The sequence below is a fragment of the Pelovirga terrestris genome, assembly GCF_014773365.1.
GTDB classification, from domain to species: Bacteria; Desulfobacterota; Desulfuromonadia; order Desulfuromonadales; family Geopsychrobacteraceae; genus Pelovirga; species Pelovirga terrestris.
Window position 1 is genome coordinate 80,339 of sequence record NZ_JACWUN010000010.1, and the last position, 19,225, is coordinate 99,563.

The 19,225-nt window shown below is 52.5% G+C and carries 19 protein-coding genes and 1 other RNA gene; 17 read left to right on the forward strand and 3 right to left on the reverse strand.

Going from position 1 to position 19,225, the window contains the following annotated elements; all coding sequences use genetic code 11:
* Nucleotides 1-25 precede the first annotated feature (25 nt).
* The 7 genes from secD (at nt 26) to ICT70_RS09850 (ending at nt 7,261) form a co-directional block, all read left to right on the forward strand.
* Complete coding sequence (secD, locus tag ICT70_RS09820; RefSeq protein WP_191156065.1) at nt 26-1,624, forward strand: protein translocase subunit SecD; 1,599 nt, start codon at nt 26-28, stop codon at nt 1,622-1,624.
* Between the two features lie 13 nt (nt 1,625-1,637).
* Nucleotides 1,638-2,543: a protein translocase subunit SecF gene (secF, locus tag ICT70_RS09825; protein ID WP_191156067.1), complete on the forward strand. Its 906-nt coding sequence runs from the start codon at nt 1,638-1,640 to the stop codon at nt 2,541-2,543.
* A 32-nt stretch (nt 2,544-2,575) separates the two neighbouring features.
* The gene (locus ICT70_RS09830; protein ID WP_191156069.1) at nt 2,576-3,163 is read left to right on the forward strand and encodes a tetratricopeptide repeat protein; all 588 of its coding nucleotides are present in this window, start codon (nt 2,576-2,578) and stop codon (nt 3,161-3,163) included.
* A 69-nt stretch (nt 3,164-3,232) separates the two neighbouring features.
* The gene (gene recJ, locus ICT70_RS09835) at nt 3,233-4,960 is read left to right on the forward strand and encodes a single-stranded-DNA-specific exonuclease RecJ (protein ID WP_191156071.1); all 1,728 of its coding nucleotides are present in this window, start codon (nt 3,233-3,235) and stop codon (nt 4,958-4,960) included.
* Entirely contained in the window at nt 4,960-5,943 is a 984-nt protein-coding gene (murB, locus tag ICT70_RS09840) for a UDP-N-acetylmuramate dehydrogenase (protein ID WP_224746955.1), read from the forward strand. The genes recJ and murB overlap by 1 nt, the downstream gene beginning before the upstream one ends.
* A gap of 775 nt (nt 5,944-6,718) precedes the next feature.
* On the forward strand, nt 6,719-6,997 hold the full coding sequence (locus tag ICT70_RS15250; RefSeq protein ID WP_191156075.1) for a type II toxin-antitoxin system RelE/ParE family toxin: 279 nt from the start codon (nt 6,719-6,721) through the stop codon (nt 6,995-6,997).
* 3 nt (nt 6,998-7,000) lie between these two features.
* Nucleotides 7,001-7,261, forward strand: a complete 261-nt coding sequence (locus ICT70_RS09850) for a helix-turn-helix domain-containing protein (RefSeq protein ID WP_191156077.1) — start codon at nt 7,001-7,003, stop codon at nt 7,259-7,261.
* A 218-nt stretch (nt 7,262-7,479) separates the two neighbouring features.
* Here ICT70_RS09850 and ICT70_RS09855 read toward each other — a convergent pair whose 3' ends face one another.
* Nucleotides 7,480-8,670, reverse strand: a complete 1,191-nt coding sequence (locus ICT70_RS09855) for a pyridoxal phosphate-dependent aminotransferase (protein ID WP_191156079.1) — start codon at nt 8,668-8,670, stop codon at nt 7,480-7,482.
* 262 nt (nt 8,671-8,932) lie between these two features.
* On the opposite strand from ICT70_RS09855, the gene pheA reads away from it, so the two are divergent.
* The 7 genes from pheA (at nt 8,933) to ICT70_RS09890 (ending at nt 16,113) form a co-directional block, all read left to right on the forward strand.
* A complete protein-coding gene (gene pheA / locus ICT70_RS09860; protein ID WP_191156081.1) occupies nt 8,933-10,036 on the forward strand; it encodes a prephenate dehydratase in 1,104 nt (367 codons plus the stop codon).
* Nucleotides 10,036-10,905 (forward strand): prephenate dehydrogenase, encoded by an 870-nt coding sequence (locus ICT70_RS09865; RefSeq protein WP_191156083.1) that lies wholly within the window; start codon nt 10,036-10,038, stop codon nt 10,903-10,905. Before pheA ends, ICT70_RS09865 begins: the two co-directional genes overlap by 1 nt.
* Before the next feature lie 54 nt (nt 10,906-10,959).
* Nucleotides 10,960-12,261: a 3-phosphoshikimate 1-carboxyvinyltransferase gene (aroA, locus tag ICT70_RS09870; protein WP_191156085.1), complete on the forward strand. Its 1,302-nt coding sequence runs from the start codon at nt 10,960-10,962 to the stop codon at nt 12,259-12,261.
* 4 nt (nt 12,262-12,265) lie between these two features.
* Nucleotides 12,266-12,997: a (d)CMP kinase gene (gene cmk / locus ICT70_RS09875; protein WP_191156087.1), complete on the forward strand. Its 732-nt coding sequence runs from the start codon at nt 12,266-12,268 to the stop codon at nt 12,995-12,997.
* A gap of 125 nt (nt 12,998-13,122) precedes the next feature.
* Nucleotides 13,123-14,841 carry a 30S ribosomal protein S1 gene (locus ICT70_RS09880; protein WP_191156089.1) on the forward strand — a complete coding sequence of 573 codons (1,719 nt, stop codon included), beginning with the start codon at nt 13,123-13,125 and terminating at the stop codon, nt 14,839-14,841.
* A gap of 62 nt (nt 14,842-14,903) precedes the next feature.
* Nucleotides 14,904-15,794 (forward strand): signal peptide peptidase SppA, encoded by an 891-nt coding sequence (gene sppA, locus ICT70_RS09885; protein ID WP_191156092.1) that lies wholly within the window; start codon nt 14,904-14,906, stop codon nt 15,792-15,794.
* A 37-nt stretch (nt 15,795-15,831) separates the two neighbouring features.
* Nucleotides 15,832-16,113, forward strand: coding sequence for an integration host factor subunit beta (locus ICT70_RS09890; protein ID WP_191156094.1), 282 nt, complete (start codon nt 15,832-15,834; stop codon nt 16,111-16,113).
* Between the two features lie 67 nt (nt 16,114-16,180).
* Here ICT70_RS09890 and ssrS read toward each other — a convergent pair.
* Nucleotides 16,181-16,361: non-coding RNA, 6S RNA (gene ssrS / locus ICT70_RS09895), on the reverse strand.
* 82 nt (nt 16,362-16,443) lie between these two features.
* On the opposite strand from ssrS, the gene ICT70_RS09900 reads away from it, so the two are divergent.
* From ICT70_RS09900 to ICT70_RS09910, 3 genes are read left to right on the forward strand one after another with little or no spacing between them, the layout of a single operon-like run.
* Nucleotides 16,444-17,382 carry an RluA family pseudouridine synthase gene (locus ICT70_RS09900; RefSeq protein WP_224746956.1) on the forward strand — a complete coding sequence of 313 codons (939 nt, stop codon included), beginning with the start codon at nt 16,444-16,446 and terminating at the stop codon, nt 17,380-17,382.
* Complete coding sequence (lgt, locus tag ICT70_RS09905) at nt 17,382-18,170, forward strand: prolipoprotein diacylglyceryl transferase (protein WP_191156096.1); 789 nt, start codon at nt 17,382-17,384, stop codon at nt 18,168-18,170. Before ICT70_RS09900 ends, lgt begins: the two co-directional genes overlap by 1 nt.
* Entirely contained in the window at nt 18,157-18,807 is a 651-nt protein-coding gene (locus tag ICT70_RS09910; protein ID WP_191156098.1) for an HAD family hydrolase, read from the forward strand. The genes lgt and ICT70_RS09910 overlap by 14 nt, the downstream gene beginning before the upstream one ends.
* On the opposite strand, the gene ICT70_RS09915 is transcribed toward ICT70_RS09910, so the two are convergent.
* Nucleotides 18,801-19,223, reverse strand: coding sequence for an ATP-binding protein (locus ICT70_RS09915; protein WP_191156100.1), 423 nt, complete (start codon nt 19,221-19,223; stop codon nt 18,801-18,803). The genes ICT70_RS09910 and ICT70_RS09915 overlap by 7 nt on opposite strands.
* Between the last annotated feature and the right edge of the window lie 2 nt (nt 19,224-19,225).

The following is a 19,225-nucleotide window of genomic DNA, read 5'->3' on the forward strand; positions in this document are numbered from 1 at the left end:
ATTGCTCAAGGGAGATACGACACAGATGTCTAATAGTCTTAAGACCCGCGGCCTGGTGGTTTTGTTCTGCCTGCTTCTGTCGCTGTTCGCACTTGTCCCGACGCTGCTGCGCGGTAATGTGCCGTCATGGTGGCCGGAAACTTTCGGGCCGATACAGCTTGGACTGGATCTGCAGGGAGGGATGCATCTGGTGCTTGGCGTCGATGTCGACAAGGCCGTTGAGAGCCGCGTTGATACGATCATCGACCAGACTGATATCCGTTTGAAAGAAGAGGATATCATCTACAAACGGATAGAGCGCAGACAGGGTGATCGACTGGTTGTCCAGGTCTACGATGAAGATGAAGGGCGTAAGGTTGAGGCTCTGATGAAGAGCGAATTTCCTGCCCTTGAGCCGGCGACTATTACCGGCGCAGGCGGTTACATCGAAAAGCATTTTCGTTTGAGTGATGATGAGATTGAAAACATCAGGGACTATGCGGTTCGTCAGGCGCTGGAAACTATGCGTAATCGAGTTGACCAGTTTGGCGTCAGCGAGCCGACTTTGCAGCGTCAGACCGGCAATCGGATTCTGATCCAGCTGCCGGGGGTCGCGGATCCGGATCGCGCTATCTCCCTACTGGGCAAAACCGCGCGGCTCGAATTCAAAATGGTCGATGAAACCGCCAATATTCAAGAGGCACTGGCTGGACGAGTGCCGGAAGGCAGTGAACTACTGTACGAGCGAAGCACTAATCGTGCTACCGGAGTGGAGACGGAAATTCCCCTGGTCGTGTCTAGACAGACGGTTCTTACCGGCGATTTGCTGGCCGATGCCAATGTCCGTATTGATTCTCGTTTTAACGAACCCTACGTCTCGATCGATTTTAACGCTGTCGGAGCACGTCGTTTTGATCAGATCACCGCTGCCAACGTAGGCCGCCGCATGGCCATTGTCCTTGATGACACGGTTTACTCCGCGCCGGTGATCCGTGAGCGGATTGCCGGGGGCAGTGCCCAGATTTCGGGCTCTTTTACCTCGCAGCAGGCGACCGATCTGGCCATTGTTTTGCGGGCCGGCTCCTTGCCGGCACCGGTTGAAATACTTGAAAATCGTACCGTCGGGCCCTCTTTGGGACAGGATTCGATTGATAGCGGAATCCAGTCGATCTGGGTCGGCGCCCTGATGGTTCTGGTGGTTATTGTCGTCTATTACCAGCTGTCCGGTTTAGTTGCCATCAGTGCCCTGCTGATGAACCTGTTTTTCATCGCCGGCATGTTGTCGATGTTCGGTGCGACCCTGACCCTGCCCGGCTTAGCCGGGATTGTCCTGACGGTTGGTATGGCGGTTGATGCCAATGTCCTTATTTTTGAGCGCATCCGCGAAGAATTGGCGCTGGGGCGAGCGCCCAAACTGGCCATAGAGTCAGGTTATAGCAAAGCCTTTTCAACCATTATTGACGCCAACCTGACGACTCTGCTGGCCGCTCTTGTATTATTCCAGTTTGGTACCGGGCCAGTGCGTGGATTTGCCGTTACTCTCTCGATCGGGATTATTGCTTCGTTGTTTACCGCGATCTTTGTCTCCCGTTTCATCTTTGATTTTTACTTGAAAAACCGCAATGTTAAGCGGTTGAGTATATAAGGAGAAAGACGGCATGCAACTCATTAAGCCGGGTATTAATATTGATTTTATCGGCAAACGCAAGTTTGCGCTCATTATATCGCTGGTGCTTATCCTGGCCGGTTTTGCTTCGTTGGTTCGCCACGGCGGCCCTCATTACGGGATCGATTTTGCCGGAGGGACCCTGGTTCAGGTCCAGTTTGAACGCCAGACCCATGCTGCAGAAATCAACGCTGCTCTTGCCGATGTTGATCTGGGAGTTCCTGTTGTCCAGCGTTTTGGCGAAGACACTAATGAATTTTTGATTCGTGTTGAGCGTTCTACTGGCGAATTACAGGGCATTTCGATGCTGATTACAGAAAGCCTCGAACAATCATACGGAGCCGGACAGGTTGAGGTGCGCCGGGTGGAAATGGTTGGTCCCCAGGTCGGCAAGGATTTACGTAACAAGGGGATGTGGGCTATTTTTTATGCCATGCTGGGGATTCTGGCCTACATCTCATGGCGTTTTGAGTTTCGTTTTGCGGTTGGTGCTATTATTGCTCTGGTTCACGATGTGGTGATTACCCTGGGGATGTTCAGTCTCTTTGCCAAGGAAATTGATCTGCCCATTATTGCGGCTTTTCTTGCCATTATCGGCTATTCCCTGAATGATACGATCATTGTCTATGACCGGATTCGTGAAAACCTCGGTAAACATAACAAGGAAAGTTTCACCTTCATTCTCAATCGCAGCATCAATGAAACCCTTTCCCGTACCATTATCACCTCAGGCACAACCTTGTTGGTTGTTCTGTCGTTGTTTGTTCTGGGCGGCGGGGTCATTCATAACTTTGCCTTCGCCATGCTTGTCGGGGTTCTGGTAGGTACTTACTCCTCTATTTTTGTTGCCAGTCCGCTGCTGCTGTTGTGGCAGAAAAAAACGGCTAAGGCAGCCTGATTATACCATCGTCACCAGCAAATGGAGTAACAATGAAAAAAGAAACCATCGTGTTTGCCGTTGTGGCCCTGATCATTGGAGTGCTGGGCGGGATCATCTACTCGAACTGGCAACGTGACACGGCACAACCTGCCGCCGGCGGTGGCGCCCCTCCTTCAGCAGCAGGGGTTCCTCTGGTTAATTATCAGCAGCAGATTAACACCCTCGAAGGGATCCTCGCGCGTGAGCCTGAAAACCGCAATGCCTGGGTGCAACTGGGGAACAATTACTACGGCTCTGATCAGGCGATTAAAGCGATTGAAGCTTATGACAAGGCGCTTGAGCTCGGTCCTGATGACCCCAATGTGTTAACCGATCAGGGTACCATGTTTCGTCGGGTCGGCTGGTATGATCGCGCCGTCAATAACTTTCAGCGCGCCGCTGAGCTCGACCCTAATCACGTACAGAGCCGTTACAATATGGGTGTTGTGTATCGCTATGATCTCCAGGACTTCCCCAAAGCGATCGCGGCATGGGAGAGTTTTCTGGCGTTGAATCCCGGTGGCAATGTGGAACAAATTCGCACTGAAGTCGATTTCATGAAGAATCATCCACCCATGCCGCAGGCACCTCGTCCCTAGTTTTTCTCAGTTCTATTTAAGTCCCCGATCCTTTTTTATGCATCGGGGACTGTCTTTTCCAGGGTTCTTATGCAGCCTGTCCACCAACGCCGTTGGCTATCACGGGCCACTCCCCCCGAACCACAGATGGTACAGCAACTGGCTGAATCGTTAGAGATCAGCACTCTGCTCGCGACAATCCTCTGCCGGCGAGGTTATCCCACCGCTGAAGAGGCTCAATTGTTTTTGCATTCGGTGCTGACAACGCTGCCTGATCCTTATCTGTTGCCGGACATGGACAAGGCCTGTCGACGCCTGCAAAAAGCCTTGAACTGTGGGGAAAAAATCAGTATTCATGGCGATTACGATGTCGACGGCATCAGTGGTTGCGCAGTGTTGGTAGAGGGTCTGCGCGCATTTGGCGGTCAGATCGATTACCATATCCCCTTACGTTTAAAGGATGGCTATGGCTTGTCTGCCGATGCCATCCGTCAGGTTGCCGAAGATGGCTGCCGACTGATGATATCCGTCGATTGTGGTATCAGTGCCCACATTGAAGCGCAGTTGGCTCAGGATCTGGGTATTGATCTGATTATTACCGACCACCATCAACCGGGCGATTCCCTGCCCCCGGCAATTGCCTTGATCAACCCGCAACTGTCAGCAAATCGTTTCCCCTATACCTCACTGGCCGGGGTTGGCGTGGCCTTTATGTTGCTCGTGGCCCTGCGTAAACGTCTGCGCGACGCAGGATCTTTTCAGTACGCTAAAGAGCCGGATCTGCGCCATACCCTCGACCTGGTAGCGCTGGGAACCATTTCCGATATCGCACCCTTGACCGGGGTCAATCGGACCCTGGTGAAAACCGGATTGCGTCTTCTCGATAAAGAGAGCCGCCCCGGTGTCGCCGCATTGAAAAAGGTAGCCGGTGTTTCTGCTGTGACCAGTGGCAGTGTCGGCTTTCAACTGGCGCCGAGACTCAACGCCGCAGGGCGCCTGGAAGATGCTGCCTTAGGGGTCAAGTTATTACTTGGCGAGACTGAAATCGATGTGCAAGCGGTAGCGCAACAGCTAGACCAATTGAATCAGCAGCGTCAAGCCTTGGAAAAGAAGGTGCTGGCAGACGCCGTTTCCCGTGTTGAGAGAGACCCTCAAGATCGTCGCTCGATCGTTCTGGCCAGTGCTGACTGGCATTCGGGAGTGATCGGGATTGTCGCCAGTCGTCTGGTCGAACGCTATCATCGTCCAACGTTTCTGATTGCTTTGGACCATGGCGTGGGGAAGGGGTCAGGCCGCTCGATCAAGGGGTTTGATCTCTATCAGGCGCTCAAGGAATGTGGTCCCTTGCTCGAAGGCTATGGTGGCCATACCATGGCGGCGGGCTTGAGCATCGCGGAAGCTCAGCTGGAGGCCTTTTCCCAGCGCTTTGAGGAGGCGGCAGGTGCGCGCCTGACCGATGAACTCTGTACCCCCGCCATTGAACATGATGGTGAATGTCTCCTGAGTTTTTGGTCCATCGCTGCGGTAGAGGAACTCAGCGTGCTGGAACCCTACGGCGTCGGCAATCCCCAGCCGCTTTTTTTAGGCCGCCGCTGTACGGTAAAAAGTTGTTCCCTGGTTGCCGAAAAACATCTCAAATTTGACCTCGAACAGCAGGGAACCCGATTAAGTGCTATTGCTTTTGGTTGCGGTGAGCGCTTAAGCGAGTGCTCAGGCGAGGTGGATGTTCTCTATCGGCCACAAATCAACCATTGGCGGGGCACAACCAAGGTGCAACTTCAGGTGGTCGATTTTTGTCGGGTGGGAGAGCCGGAATAATGTCAGCCGGGATGCTCAGGAACTTTCAAGAATTGTTGGCAGACAAGGTAGCTCGGGTAGCTATCAACGAACCCCTTGGTCATCACAACAGCTGGCAGATCGGTGGTCCGGCAGATCTGTTAGTCGAGCCGGAAAACCAGACCCAGGTCGTTGAAGTTATGCGTTTTATCCAGGATCAGCAACTGCCGTTGGTGGTGATCGGACAGGGGACGAATCTGCTGTTTGATGACGCCGGGGTACGTGGAGTGGTGATAAAAATCGGCGCCCGGATGGGCTCCATTGACATTGCTGATACCCGGATTGTGGCCGGAGGTGGCGCCTGGGTGCCGCAGTTGGCTCGCCTTGCCATGCGCGCCGGCTTGAGCGGTCTGGAACATTGTATCGGCATTCCCGGCACCCTGGGAGGGCTGGTGATGATGAATGGCGGCAGCCACCGGCACGGCATCGGTGAGCATGTCGTTCGTGTCACCATCGTTGATCTGGACGCCACCATTCATCAGTTAAGTGCGGCAGAGTGCCGGTTTGATTATCGCTACAGTGCCCTGCAGGAACGCGGCGCGGTGGTTGTCGAGGTAGAACTGGAATGCCCTGCGGGACATCGTGCGGAAATCCGTCGGGAGATGCTGCGTGACCTGCGCGAACGCCGCCGCAAGTTTCCGCGCAAACAGCCCAACTGCGGTTCGGTGTTCTTAAGCACCAGTGCCATGCATGCCAGCGTTGGCCCGCCCGGGAAAATTATCGAAGAGGCCGGCCTGAAGGGGTTGCGCTGCGGAAGGGCAGAGGTGTCACAGCAGCATGCCAACTTCATTGTCAATCGTGGTGGTGCCACGTCTGCCGACGTCCTGCAGGTGATTTCCCGGATTCGTTCCGCAGTGCGGCAGCAGCTAGATTTTGATCTGCGTTGTGAGGTGCGGTATGTCAGCCCCACCGGGAAGATCTGTCCGGTGGATCAGGTGGCGGATCGGATGTTTCCAGCAGGGTAGGGGCGACGCACGCGGCGCCGATAGTTTAAGATCAACATCAACACCGCGGGGTTGCTGCCCCGCCCGCTGCGTCACAATGGGAGGAAGATCAAGTGCAAAGGTAGGGGCGCAATTCATTGCGCCCTGGTTTTCCTCAGCTGAATATCAAACGCCACCGTGTCGGCATTATGCCGGTCGGTGGCGTTTTTTGTTGAAGCGCCAAAACGACAATGATTTACATGTAAGTATTAAACCGTGACCCCGCAGCTGTGCGCAGCCCGATGGACGGACTGTAAGGGTGCTATATCAGGATCCGTATAAAAAAACCAAGCTAGGTACAGTGAAATCCCATAGGTGTCTGTAGCTATGATGATTTCATGGGTAACTGAGCCGAGACAGTTGAATATCAGGCACGACAGGTAATCCGGTTGTTTTCTCCTGTCCGGTAATAGGGGGATGAAGATCGCTGACATCTTGAGTAGTACCGTTTATGAGGGGTGTGCTTTCACTCAGTTTGTTTTTCCCGGTAAATTATACGAACCCCTTTTCGCATTGCTCAGAAAGATGAACATCAACAGCAAAAGCATATATGGACACCTACAGGGACTGGCCCATTCATTGCGGATGGAGATATCAATATATTCAGCTCTAACAAGAGCATTGACCAGTACGTTTCATACCGCGCCGCTTCGCGTCCCGGCCTGAAACGACGGTCATGCTTATCGTTATGCGGTAACAATTTGAAGCCTTTTCTGTACCTTGACACAGACTAAATAGGGTATATACTAAATTTGATATGTGGAAAATATTCGAACATAAACGTGTTGATAAGGCCTTGGCTTCCGCGCCGGTTGAGGTTCTGCAACGTTATGAGAAGTGGAAGGATATTGTAAAGATCTCAGGTCCTCAAGGATTGAAGCTGATTCTGGGGTTTCACGACGAGGCATTGTCCGGCAATTGGAAAGGTTTTCGATCTTCCCGTTTGAATATTCAGTATCGGGTGATTTATAGGGTGCAAAAAGACCAGGTGTTGGTAGAGGTTGTACGAGTGACACCCCACGACTATCGGAGGTGATGAATGAGTGAATATCGTAAAGCGATCAAAAGAATTGATGTTTCGACTGGTGAATCGGTTCGTATCTTGCGGGAGTTGCAGGAAATGAGTCAGAACGATTTGGCAGCGCTGACCGGCGTTCCGCAATCAACAATATCAGCCATCGAAAATGGTCGTGTACGCCTTGGTGTTGATCGCGCCAAAGTATTAGCCAAAGCATTGCGCTGTCACCCAGCTGTGTTGGTTTTTCCTGGCTGGGATGTAGAGCAAGAATCTGCAGCATAACCATTAATGACATGTGACCAGCTACGCTGTCGCGTGAATATGGGCGTTAGACCAACCCGGCCGCAATACACGTAAGGCAATTATATCGGTCTGCTGTTGAGGAAAAAATCAAGGGGGACAGCTCCTCTACATCGGAAGAGCCGTCCCGATTCGTTTTAATGTTTATATCGTAGTTAACATCAACATCGAGACCGCGGGGCGTGGCCTCAGCTACCGCCTCAACCCGCAACCATCCCCAGCTCTGCTGCCAGCTTTTCCCAGGCCGGCAGGCTGCGTATGATCATCTCATCCTCAAAACAGTAGGCAATGCGAAAAAAGCCGGGAGCGCCGAAACCGCTGCCGGGCACCAGCAGAATCCCATGCTGTTGGGCGCGACGGACAAATTCGATTTCATCGGGCAGGGGCGAGCGCGGGAACAGATAAAAGCCGCCACCAGGTTTGACCACCTCAAAGCCCAGTTCGACCAGCTTGTTGTAGAGCAGATCGCGTTTGACCCGGTATTGCGCGACATCGACACTGACCCGCTGCAGGCGGGTGATCAGCCGTTGCATCAGCGCCGGAGCATTCACAAAGCCCAGAACCCGGTTGGCAAAGACGGCGCCCTGCATAAACAGGGTGACATTCTTCAGGGCGGGTGATGCGGCCAAATAGCCGATGCGATCCCCCGGCAGGGCCAGATCTTTGGAGTGAGAGGTAACGATAACGGCGTTGGTGATGGCGGTAAAGATGCAGGGAACCTCTTCACCGAAACTGATACGGGCATAGGGTTCATCGGAAATGGCGACGATGGTGGTGCCGTATTCCTGCTCTTTTTGCGCCAGCAAATCGCCGAGTTCCTTCAACGCCGCAAAGGGGTAAATCACCCCGGTCGGATTGTTGGGGGAGTTGATGATGATCGCTTTGGTGCGCGCGGTAATGGCTGCAGCGATGGCGTTCACATCCGGTTGAAAGTCGGGGAGGGTGGGGACCACAACCGGAACCCCGCCATGGTTGTCGATGTAAAAATTGTACTCAACAAAGTAGGGGCTTAAGATGATCACCTCATCGCCCGGGTTGAGCAGGGTTTTCATCACCACATTCAGCGCCGCTCCGGCGCCACAGGTCATGACGATGTGGGCCGCACTGACCGGCAGGGCACAATTCTCGGCAATCACCTCGGCCACCGCTGCGCGCGTTTCTTCGTAACCGGCATTGTTCATGTAACGATGCATGCCGGGAATCGGAGTGGCGGCGATTCTCTGCAACTCCTGCTGCAACTCCAGCGGTGGTTCCATGGTCGGGTTGCCAAGGGTGAAATCAAAGATATTTTCGGCGCCACGTTCTTTACGTAGTTTGTCCCCTTCTTCAAACATCTTGCGAATCCAGGAAGAACCTTCAAGGCATTTTTTTACTTTGGCGGCAACGGGCATGGTTGATATCCTTTGTTTGGTTGTAGCAAGGCTGTTGTTTCTATTTTTGTAGCTATTCTCGCGTCCCTTGACATCGGATCCGAAGATCCGGTGCTGAACAGATACCAATTTTTTAACTGCCGGAGTTTAGCTTCACGCCTCAACCGGGTCAAGGCAGATCCGTCTTCACTTTCTGCCGGCGGCAAATTGATTTCTGCCGGTCTTTAGGCTACATTGCTGCTCCCGCACCCAACTGTACTGACCACCGTCAATGGAGTAAATAATGACGACAGCCGATAAACTCCAAAAACTCAGGGAGCAGATTGACCGGATCGATGATCAGTTGCTCGATTTGCTCAATCAGCGGGCCGGAATTGTTCTTGATGTCGGACACCTCAAGGAGCGCGATGATGGCCTTTTTTATGTCCCGAGTCGGGAGAAGAAAATCTATGAGCGCCTGACCGGAAGCAATCCGGGGCCTTTCCCGAATGACGCGGTGCGCAAGGTTTTTCGCGAGATTATTTCTGCTTCGCTGAATATGGAAATGCCGCTGCAGGTGGCTTTTTTAGGCCCCCAGTCAACCTTTACCCACCAGGCGGCGATGCAGCAGTTCGGTTTGTCAGCATCCCTGGTGCCGCTCAAGAGTATACCGGCGGTATTTGAAGAGGTCGAGCGTGGGCGTGCCCACTACGGCGTCATCCCGGTGGAAAATTCCACCGAGGGGGTGGTCAACCATACCCTGGATATGTTCATCAATTCGGAGTTGAAGATCATCGCCGAAATCATGCTGGAAATATCCCACCATCTGCTGTCGAAGTCAGGACGTCTCGAGCAGATCACCAAGATCATTTCCCACCCTCAGCCTCTGGCTCAATGTCGTCACTGGCTGGAAACCAATCTGCCCGATATCCCCCTGGTTGACGTCTCAAGTACCGCCGCCGCTGCCCAGATGGTAGCTGAGGATGAGAGTGCCGCCGCTATTGCCAGCTCGGCTGCTGCGGTACAATATGGGCTGCAGGTGGTCAAGGCCAGGATTGAGGATAATCCGCATAATTTCACCCGTTTTCTGGTGGTCGGTAAAAAATCGCCAGGCAAGGGGGGGGATGACAAGACCTCGATCATGTTCAGCATCAAGGATGAACCGGGAATCCTCTACCGGATGCTTGAGCCCTTCAGCAAACGCCAGATCAACCTGACCAAGATTGAAAGTCGGCCGATGAAACAAAAGGCCTGGGAGTATGTGTTCTTCCTTGACCTGATGGGGCATTGTGATGATGAACAGATCGCCGCCGCGATTGAGGAATTGCGTCCCCACTGTCACTTTCTCAAGATTCTCGGGTCCTATCCGCAGGCTCATATTGGTGCCACGCAGACGGAGCTTGGCTGATGTCTGATCATCTGTTGATTAAACGCATGGCGATCATGGGGGTTGGTCTGATTGGTGGTTCATTGGCATTGGCGCTTAAAGAGGCCGGCGCTGTTGGTGAGGTGATTGGCTGCGGCCGCGGCAAACCGAATCTGGAAAAAGCAGTGGAGCTCGGCATTATTGATCGCTATACCCGTGATCCCCGTGAGGCGGTTGCAGATGCTGACCTGATTTTTCTCGCCACACCGGTAAAAACCCTGGGAGCGGTGGTCGAGCAGTGTCTGCCGGCGATCAAGGCGGGAGCGATCATTACCGATGGAGGCAGTGTCAAGGCAGAGGTGGTGCGCCACATCGAACCCCTATTGCCTGATGTGATCCATTTCGTGCCCGGCCATCCCATTGCCGGTACCGAACAGAGCGGTGCTGAGGCAGCATTTGCCGGCCTCTATCGGGGCAAGCGCTGTATTCTGACACCAACCGCAAAAACCGATCCGCAGGCCCTTGCTCTGATCGAACAGATGTGGCAGCTGGCCGGAAGTATCGTCGTTAAGATGCCGATGGACAAGCACGACCGGATCCTGGCAGCGATCAGCCATCTTCCCCATATGGTCGCCTACTCCCTGGTCAACGCGGTTGGTTCTTATGATCACTACGAGGAAAATATTCTTGAATATTCTGCGGGGGGATTTCGCGATTTTACCCGCATTGCCTCCTCTGACCCGACTATGTGGCGCGACATCGCTGAGACCAATCGAGAGGCTTTGCTGGAGATGATGGAACAGTTCGAGGTGTTTTTTGCTGAACTCAAAGCCGATGTTGCAGCGGGTGACGGCGACAAACTGTTTGAATTCTTTCTGCGCTCCAAGCAGATGCGCGACGCAATTCTGTAGTAGCCCGTTAGTGTTCTGTCGCCGCCCTGGTTTTTTTATAAAGGACAATTAGCTATGGAAAAATTAGAAAAAAGGACTCTTAAGGCCGGTACCAACTTGCGTGGCGAGGTTCGTGTGCCGGGGGATAAATCAATTTCGCACCGGGCGTTGATGTTCGCCTCCCTGGCGCGAGGTAAAAGCCAGATCAGCGGCCTGCTACAGGGGGAGGACTGCCACGCCACTTTGAACGCTTTTCGTGCCCTGGGGGTCCAGATTGACAGTCGGGACAACTCCCATCTCTGCGTTCATGGAGTCGGGCTTAGCGGACTGCAAGAGCCAGCTAATGTGATTGATTGCGGTAATTCCGGCACCACCATGCGCCTGATCAGCGGGATTCTTGCCGCCCAGCCGTTTTTTTCGGTGCTGACCGGCGATCAGTATCTGCGCAAGCGCCCGATGCGGCGCATCGTCGAACCTTTGACCCAAATGGGAGCCCGGATTTACGGGCGCGACCAGCATAGCCGTGCCCCGCTGGCAATTGTCGGCGGGGCCCTCAAGCCGATTGACTATTCTTCTGCCATCGCCAGTGCCCAGGTGAAATCGGCCGTGTTGCTGGCCGGCATGCAGACCCGGGGCACTACTACGGTTTTTGAGCCACATCTGTCGCGTGATCACAGTGAGCGCATGTTGCGTTATTTCGGGGTGCCCTTGGAGTCCTTCCCCGGTGGTGCGCGGGTAACAGGACCGGTTGAACTTGAAGGGCGCGACCTGGTGGTGCCTGGTGATATCTCCTCGGCGGCTTTCTTTCTGGTTGCCGGACTGATTGTTCCTGACGCCGAACTGTTGCTGAAAAATGTCGGGATCAACCCGACCCGCAGCGGTATTATCGATATTTTGCGGCTGATGGGTGGGTCGATTGAATTGCTTAACGAACGTGAGCAGTGTGGCGAACCGGTAGCTGATCTGCTGGTCAAAAGCAGTTCATTGACGGGGATTGACATCAATGGAGAGCTGGTGCCGCGGGCCATTGATGAGTTTCCGGTGATCAGCGTTGCCGCGACCTTTGCCACCGGGGTAACGGTTATTACCGATGCTGCCGAGTTGCGGGTCAAGGAAACCGATCGCATTGAGGCCGTCTGCAGCTGCCTGAATCAGCTTGGGGGGCGAGCGGAGCCGCTGGCTGACGGGATGATGATTACCGGGACCGGGCATCTATCTGGCGGGCAGGTGACTTCCTATGGCGACCATCGCATCGCCATGAGTATGGCGATTGCGGCGCTGGTTGCCGACGGCCAGGTGACTATTGAAGACACCAGCTGCACTGAAACCTCCTTTCCGGGCTTCTGGGATCTACTTAACCAGATCCGTCAGGACTGATATCATGACCCATGACAAACACCCCAAAGCGACCTCAGCCCGAGGGTTGGTCGTAGCGATTGATGGCCCGGCCGGTGCCGGCAAGAGCACGATCAGTACCCGTTTGGCCGAGAATTTAGGGTATCTTTATGTTGATACCGGAGCCATGTACCGTGCTGTCGCCTGCCTGGTAGCACAACGCAGGCTAAACCCTGACGATGAAGAATCATTAAAAAAATTATGTAGTGATGTGCGTATCGATCTGGTTGCAACGGCTGCGGGACTGAAAGTTTATGCCATGGGGGAAGATGTTACGCAGCAAATCCGGACACCGGAAATCAGTAAATTAACCCCCCTGGTTGCCGCGTCACCTGCCGTTCGCGCAGCCATGCTGCTGCTGCAGCGCCAATTGGGGGCATCCGGCGGGGTGGTCCTTGAGGGGCGCGATATCGGCACGGTGGTTTTTCCCGAGGCGCAGGTGAAATTCTTTCTCAGTGCTTCGGCCGAAGAACGTGGTCGCCGGCGCTACACCGAACTTCAACAAAAAGGAATAAACGTTGATCTGCACGAAACGATAGCTGCAGTGCGTGAGCGAGATCAGGCCGATATGAATCGCACCCAGGCTCCCCTGAAACAGGCGGCGGACGCGGTTGTTGTTGATTCAACCCGGATGACGATTGATGAGGTCCTGGTGCTGATGGAAGATCTGGTCAGGGCGCGTGAAAAAAACCAAAACAAATCAGGAATCCCTGAATAATAAGAATAACTGCTTGAAAAATATTGGTTTGTTTTTTTTTAAATGCTGTGCTAACTTGCGCATTCTCAAATTTTGAGTCCGCCGTCGCAAGGCGTCGGAAAATTCGCAAGGGGGTAACATCTCCAATGGTAGAAGACAAAGACATGTTTGACGAGAATGAAATGCAGGATCTGGAAGGTGAGGAAAATTTCGAAGAACTGCTTAAGGACTATGAGCAGGGTGGCTTCGAGCTGAAGCGTAACGACGTTGTTCAAGGAACGATTGTCCAGGTAACACCTGATGCGGTTGTTGTTGATGTCGGTTACAAATCGGAAGGGATGATTCCCTTGCGGGAATTTGCTGACGAAAAAGGGGAGATCAACGTCAAGGTAGGCGACGTCTACGATGTTCTCTTTGGCGGTGGCGAGAGCGACAGTGGTCTGATTGTCCTCTCCAAGGAAAAAGCCGATCGTCAGAAAATCTGGAACTCTCTTGAAGAAGGGGCTGTGGTCGAAGGCCGTATTGTCAGTCGCATCAAGGGTGGTCTGTCAGTTGACATCGGTGTTAATGCCTTTTTACCTGGTTCTCAGGTTGATTTGCGCCCGGTACGCAATCTTGACAAGGTGATCGGCCAGAATTTCGATTTCAAGATTATCAAGCTGAACAAGCGTCGCGGCAATATTGTCCTGTCACGTCGGGTTCTGCTCGAAAACGAGCGTGAATCACAGCGTGGCGAAACGCTCAAAACCCTTGAAGAAAACCAGGTTGTTGAGGGTATTGTTAAAAATCTTACCGACTATGGTGCCTTTATTGACCTGGGCGGTATTGACGGTTTGCTGCACATTACCGATATGTCCTGGGGACGCGTCAAGCATCCTTCGGATATCCTCGCGGTCGGCGACAAGATCAATGTCAAGGTGCTTAAATTCGATCGTGATAAAGAGCGTGTGTCTCTGGGGCTTAAGCAGATTGCGCCGGATCCATGGCTCGATGTTGCAGCAAAATACCCGATCGGATCCAGGGTAGTCGGCAAGGTAGTCAGTCTGACCGATTACGGTGCGTTTGTTGAACTGGAAGAGGGAGTTGAAGGGCTGATCCACGTCTCTGAAATGAGCTGGACCAAGCGGATCAAGCATCCGAACAAGGTATTAAACATTGGTGATGAAGTTGAGTCCGTAGTGCTTGCCCTTGATTCAGATAATCGTCGTATTTCTCTGGGACTGAAGCAGATTGAACCCAACCCCTGGGAAGTGATCGGCGAGAAATTCCCGATTGGTACGATTATCGAGGGTCAGGTCAAAAATATTACCGACTTTGGTGTGTTTGTCGGGGTTGATGAAGGGATTGACGGTCTGGTTCATATCTCAGATCTGTCCTGGACCAAGCGCATTAAACATCCTTCCGATGCCTTTAAAAAGGGTGATCTGGTCAAGGCGGTGGTTCTTAATATCGATCGCGAAAACGAGCGCTTTTCTCTGGGAATCAAACAGTTAAGCTCTGATCCATGGGAATCGGTACCGGTACGCTATGCCCGTGGCACGATTATCAAAGGGAAGGTTACCTCGGTTACGGATTTCGGCATCTTCATTGAACTCGAAGAAGGCATTGAGGGTCTGATCCACGTTTCCGAACTGAGCAAGGAAAAGATCGACAATCCGAAAGATTTTGCTGAAGTCGGAACCGTTCTTGAAGCGGCTGTCCTGCAGGTTGATACGGTTGATCGCAAGATTGCCCTGTCGGTTAAAAACATTGATGAACAGAAAGAAAAGGCTGAAGTCAATGAATTCATGGGTGCGCAGAAGCAGGCGACCTCAAGCCTTGGTGCGTTGCTTCAGGGAGCAATGGGCCGTAAAAACGACGACTGATTCTTGTTGAACTCTAAAAAAAAGGGCCCAGCCTGTACTGGGCCCTTTTTTGTGGGCAAGAAATGAAAAAACGTCCATTTTTTCTTGCAACCATGCTGATTGGCGGCATCTTTTTGTTTTTTCTGCTGGTATTCGTCGCCGCCGGTTTTTTTCGTAGTGGCACATTCCTGCCGACCTCATCCAGTCGCATTGGTGTCCTGGACATTTCCGGCATGGTCAGCAATGAGCGGTTGATCATCAAACAGATAGATACTTTCAGGGACGATAAGTCGGTTAAGGCGATTGTCCTGCGTATCGATTCTCCGGGGGGTGCGGTAGGTCCCTCGCAGGAGATTTATCACGAACTGAAGAAGCTGGCGCAGGAAAAGCCCCTCATTGTCTCGTTCGGCGCCGTTGCTGCTTCAGGCGGCTACTATCTGGCGATGGCGGGGGAGTGGATCTTTGCAAATCCCGGCACAATTACCGGCAGTATCGGCGTCGTGATGAGTTTTCCTGACTACCAGGAGTTGATGGGCAAGGTCGGGATCAAATCTGAGGTTATCAAGAGTGGTCCCTTTAAGGATATCGGTTCTGCATCCCGTAACATGACCGATGATGAGCGTTACCTGCTGCAGGGTATGATCGCTGACGTTCATCTTCAGTTTGTGGAAGCTGTCAGTGACGGTCGTCATATCCCGGTTGCAGAACTTGCGCCCTACGTTGATGGCCGAATTTTTACCGGACGTCAGGCTCTGAACTTTGGCTTGATTGACCAGCTTGGCAGTTTTAATGACGCTGTTGATCATGCTGCACTGCGTGTCGGCATCGTCGGCAAGCCTGACCTTGTTTATCCGCCACCGGAAAGACAGGAATTTTTACAACGCTATTTAAATATTCTACTGAAGCGTTTCGGCGGAGTCGACCTGGGGTTCAAGGATACCTTGGGGCCTAAGTATCTATGGACTGGGCCGTAAATCAGTGACCAGCACTTACCTATGTGGAAGGTTGATAATGACTAAAAGTGAATTGATTGAAAAGCTTTCGGAAGAGCATGAATTGTTGACAAAAAAAGAGGCAGAAGCAGTTATTAACGTCATTTTTGACGGGATTGGTTCGGCATTGGCTCAAGGTGATCGGGTTGAAATTCGCGGTTTTGGCTCTTTTTCTGTGCGCGAGCGCAGTGCCCGTGAGGCCAGAAACCCAAAGAGCGGTGAAGTGGTTGAAATTGCTTCACGCAAAACACCTTTCTTTAAAACCGGCAAAGAGTTGCGTGAGCGGGTGGATTCTCTTTAACGCATTTCTGTCGTCGTCCCACAAACGGGAAAAAGCCCTGAATCACTGATTCAGGGCTTTTTATCTGATGGTTTCCAGGATGACGGGTTGGTACCGGGCTATGACCTTCAGCAAGCTTTGTCTGTGGTGGCTACTTCAGGCTTCCGGCTTGAGAGTCGGCTTGCTCACCATAACCACACGAACAGATTAAGGTCATCAGAAAACGTTGGTCAAAGTCTCGGCACACTTCCCGCGCATCCCAGAAAACTTGATTGCGCTCTTTGTTGTCATACTACCATTCGCGCTTATTCTGTCAATAGATTTAATCTTTATTTGTAGATGCTAAATCACATGAATAACGTAACCAAAAAATGGGATATTTATCGTCTGACGGTTGATGCTGTCCATTCTGGAATGCGACTCGATCAGTTTTTGCCGCAGGGGGTGGCTGCGTTGTCACGCTCTCTGGTCCGCAAGGTCATTGACATCGGCGGAGTCCATGTCAATGGTCAGCGCATTCGGACAGCTTCAAGAATGCTCGCAAGTGGTGATCTGGTTGAACTGTACCTTGATCATCTACCTCTGGTGCCCTGGCGGATCAGCTCACAGGATGTGGTTTTTCAGGATAACTATCTGATTGTTATCAATAAACCGGCTACAATTGAAACCCAGCCGACCCATGCCCGTTACAAGGGGACCCTCTATGAAGCCCTGCAGGTGTATTTGCAGGACCCTTTTCGTCCCCATCAAAAACCAGAGATAGGTATGGTTCAGCGTCTTGATCGCTCGACCTCCGGGCTTATCGTCTTTTCCATTCACCCTAAGGCCCATAAAAAAATGACGGAGCTGTTTAAAGACGGTCATGTGGATAAAATCTATCTGGCACTGGTGTCTGGACAGCCCGCTTCTGCCCATGGCGAAATCCGTTCATTGTTGGCGCGCTCGCGGCGGGAAAATCGAGTCCATAGCGTCACCACAGGTGGTAAGCCGGCCATTACCCGGTACCGGATGAAATCCCGGCTCAACAGCTGTTCGTTACTGGAGGTGCAGATATTGACCGGGCGCTCTCACCAGATTCGGGCTCACATGGCAGAGTTGGGATGTCCCTTGCTTGGGGACCAGCGCTATGGCGGCCCCATGGTGCTCGATGGTATGATGATAAGCCGTCCCATGCTGCACGCGCAGCGGCTTAAGTTTTTACACCCGCTTTCCGCACAACCGCTTGAAGTGTCTGTGCCGATGCCGGCAGACATGGATCAGGCTCTGCAATTTTTAAAAGAGGTCAAGTAATGATAGCAGCTCAAATTGATCCGATTATTTTTACCATAGGCCCACTGGCTGTACGCTGGTATGGCATGATGTACCTGCTGAGCTTTGTCGGTGGTTATTTCATGATGGTGCATATCTGTAACCTGCGCCGCTATCCGCTCAATCGTGAGGCGGTAGCCGATCTGCTGTTTTATGCGGTTATCGGAGTAGTAGCCGGTGGTCGCCTGGGATACACACTCTTTTACCAGCCGGCATACTACCTTGAGCATCCCCTTGAAATATTTTATATCTGGCAAGGGGGGATGAGTTTTCATGGTGGCCTGATGGGGGTTTTTATTGTCCTGTTCTGGTTTGCCAGACGGCGCAATATACCGCTGCTGCAACTTGGTGATCTGACTGTTGCGGCTGTGCCCATTGGCTTAGGACTGGGACGCATAGGCAACTTTATCAACGGAGAATTATGGGGACGGCCTACCGAGTTGCCCTGGGGGATGGTTTTTCCTGCCGCCGACTTGCAAGCCCGCCACCCCAGTCAACTATATGAGGCGTTTCTCGAGGGATTTGTGCTGTTGCTGGTGATTTATGGTCTCCATCGCTTCGGCGTTAAGCGTGGTGTCCCGGTGGCCGTTTTTTTGCTGGGTTATGGTCTTGCCCGTTTCATCGTTGAATTTGTTCGTGAACCCGATATCCACCTGGGTTTTTTATGGGGCGGTGCAACTATGGGGCAGCTGTTATCCCTGCCGATGATGGTCGTTGGTGGGTTCTTGTTGTTATGGCTATTAAAAGGGCAGAACGATGAAAGAAATTGAAGCCATTATCTACGATTGCGACGGGGTCCTGTTTGAAAGCCACGCTGCCAATCTGGCCTATTATAATCAAATTTTTTCAGCTTTTGGCTATCCTCCGATCACCGTAGACCAACAGGAAAAGGCCTATCTGTGCCATACCGCCAGTTCGCCCGTGGTATTAGCCGGTTTGATGCGAGCAACTGATGTGCCTGCTGCACTCAGCTTTGCGGCAGAGATCGATTATCGGGAATTTATTCCGTTGATGAAGCCGATGCCTCATCTGCATCAGGTCCTTGAGGTTGTCGCTAATCACTATCCCCTGGCGATTGCTACTAATCGTGGGGGCAGCGTTATGCCGATTTTAGAGCATTTTGGCCTCGATCAATTTTTTTCTGCGGTGGTGACCAGCCGTGATGTAAAAAAGCCCAAGCCGGCGCCGGATATGCTTCTGCTGGCGGCTCGCCAACTCGGTTACCAGCCATTCACCTGTCTTTTTATCGGTGATTCAGAGCTGGATCAGGCTGCAGCTGCGGCCGGGTCATTTCATTTTGCCGGCTATGGAGAGCGGTTTGTGCGGGAAAAAAGCGTTGCTAAGGTGTTGAGCCATCATCTGGATCTGCTCCAGCATTTGAACCTGTCGGATTCTATTAATCAATGAAACGTTTTTGTCATTTCCAGCACATTAGCCCCGTTTTCTTGTAAATACTTCACATTGTCCATCAGTTTCAGAATAATGTTGATACCTCGCCCACCCTCATCGCAGGGGTGGGCTTTTGTTTTTCTGCGGGCGCTGATATCAAAACCCGGACCCTGGTCATAAATTCTGATGACCAGGTCATCATCGGAGGCCGAGATGCTGATGTGGACATCCTTATCCGGGTCGGAGTTGTTGCCGTGGCAGATGGCATTGGTCAACCCTTCTGTCAAACAGAGGTTAAGATGATAGGCCAGTTCACGCCGGTTTCCCTGGTAGTTGTTCAAGGAGAAAGCCAGGCTTTCACCTATCTGACCTATCAGGGCGAGATAGCGAGTCTGGCTGGGTACCTTGATGTTGAGTTCTACCCGCTTAGGCATAA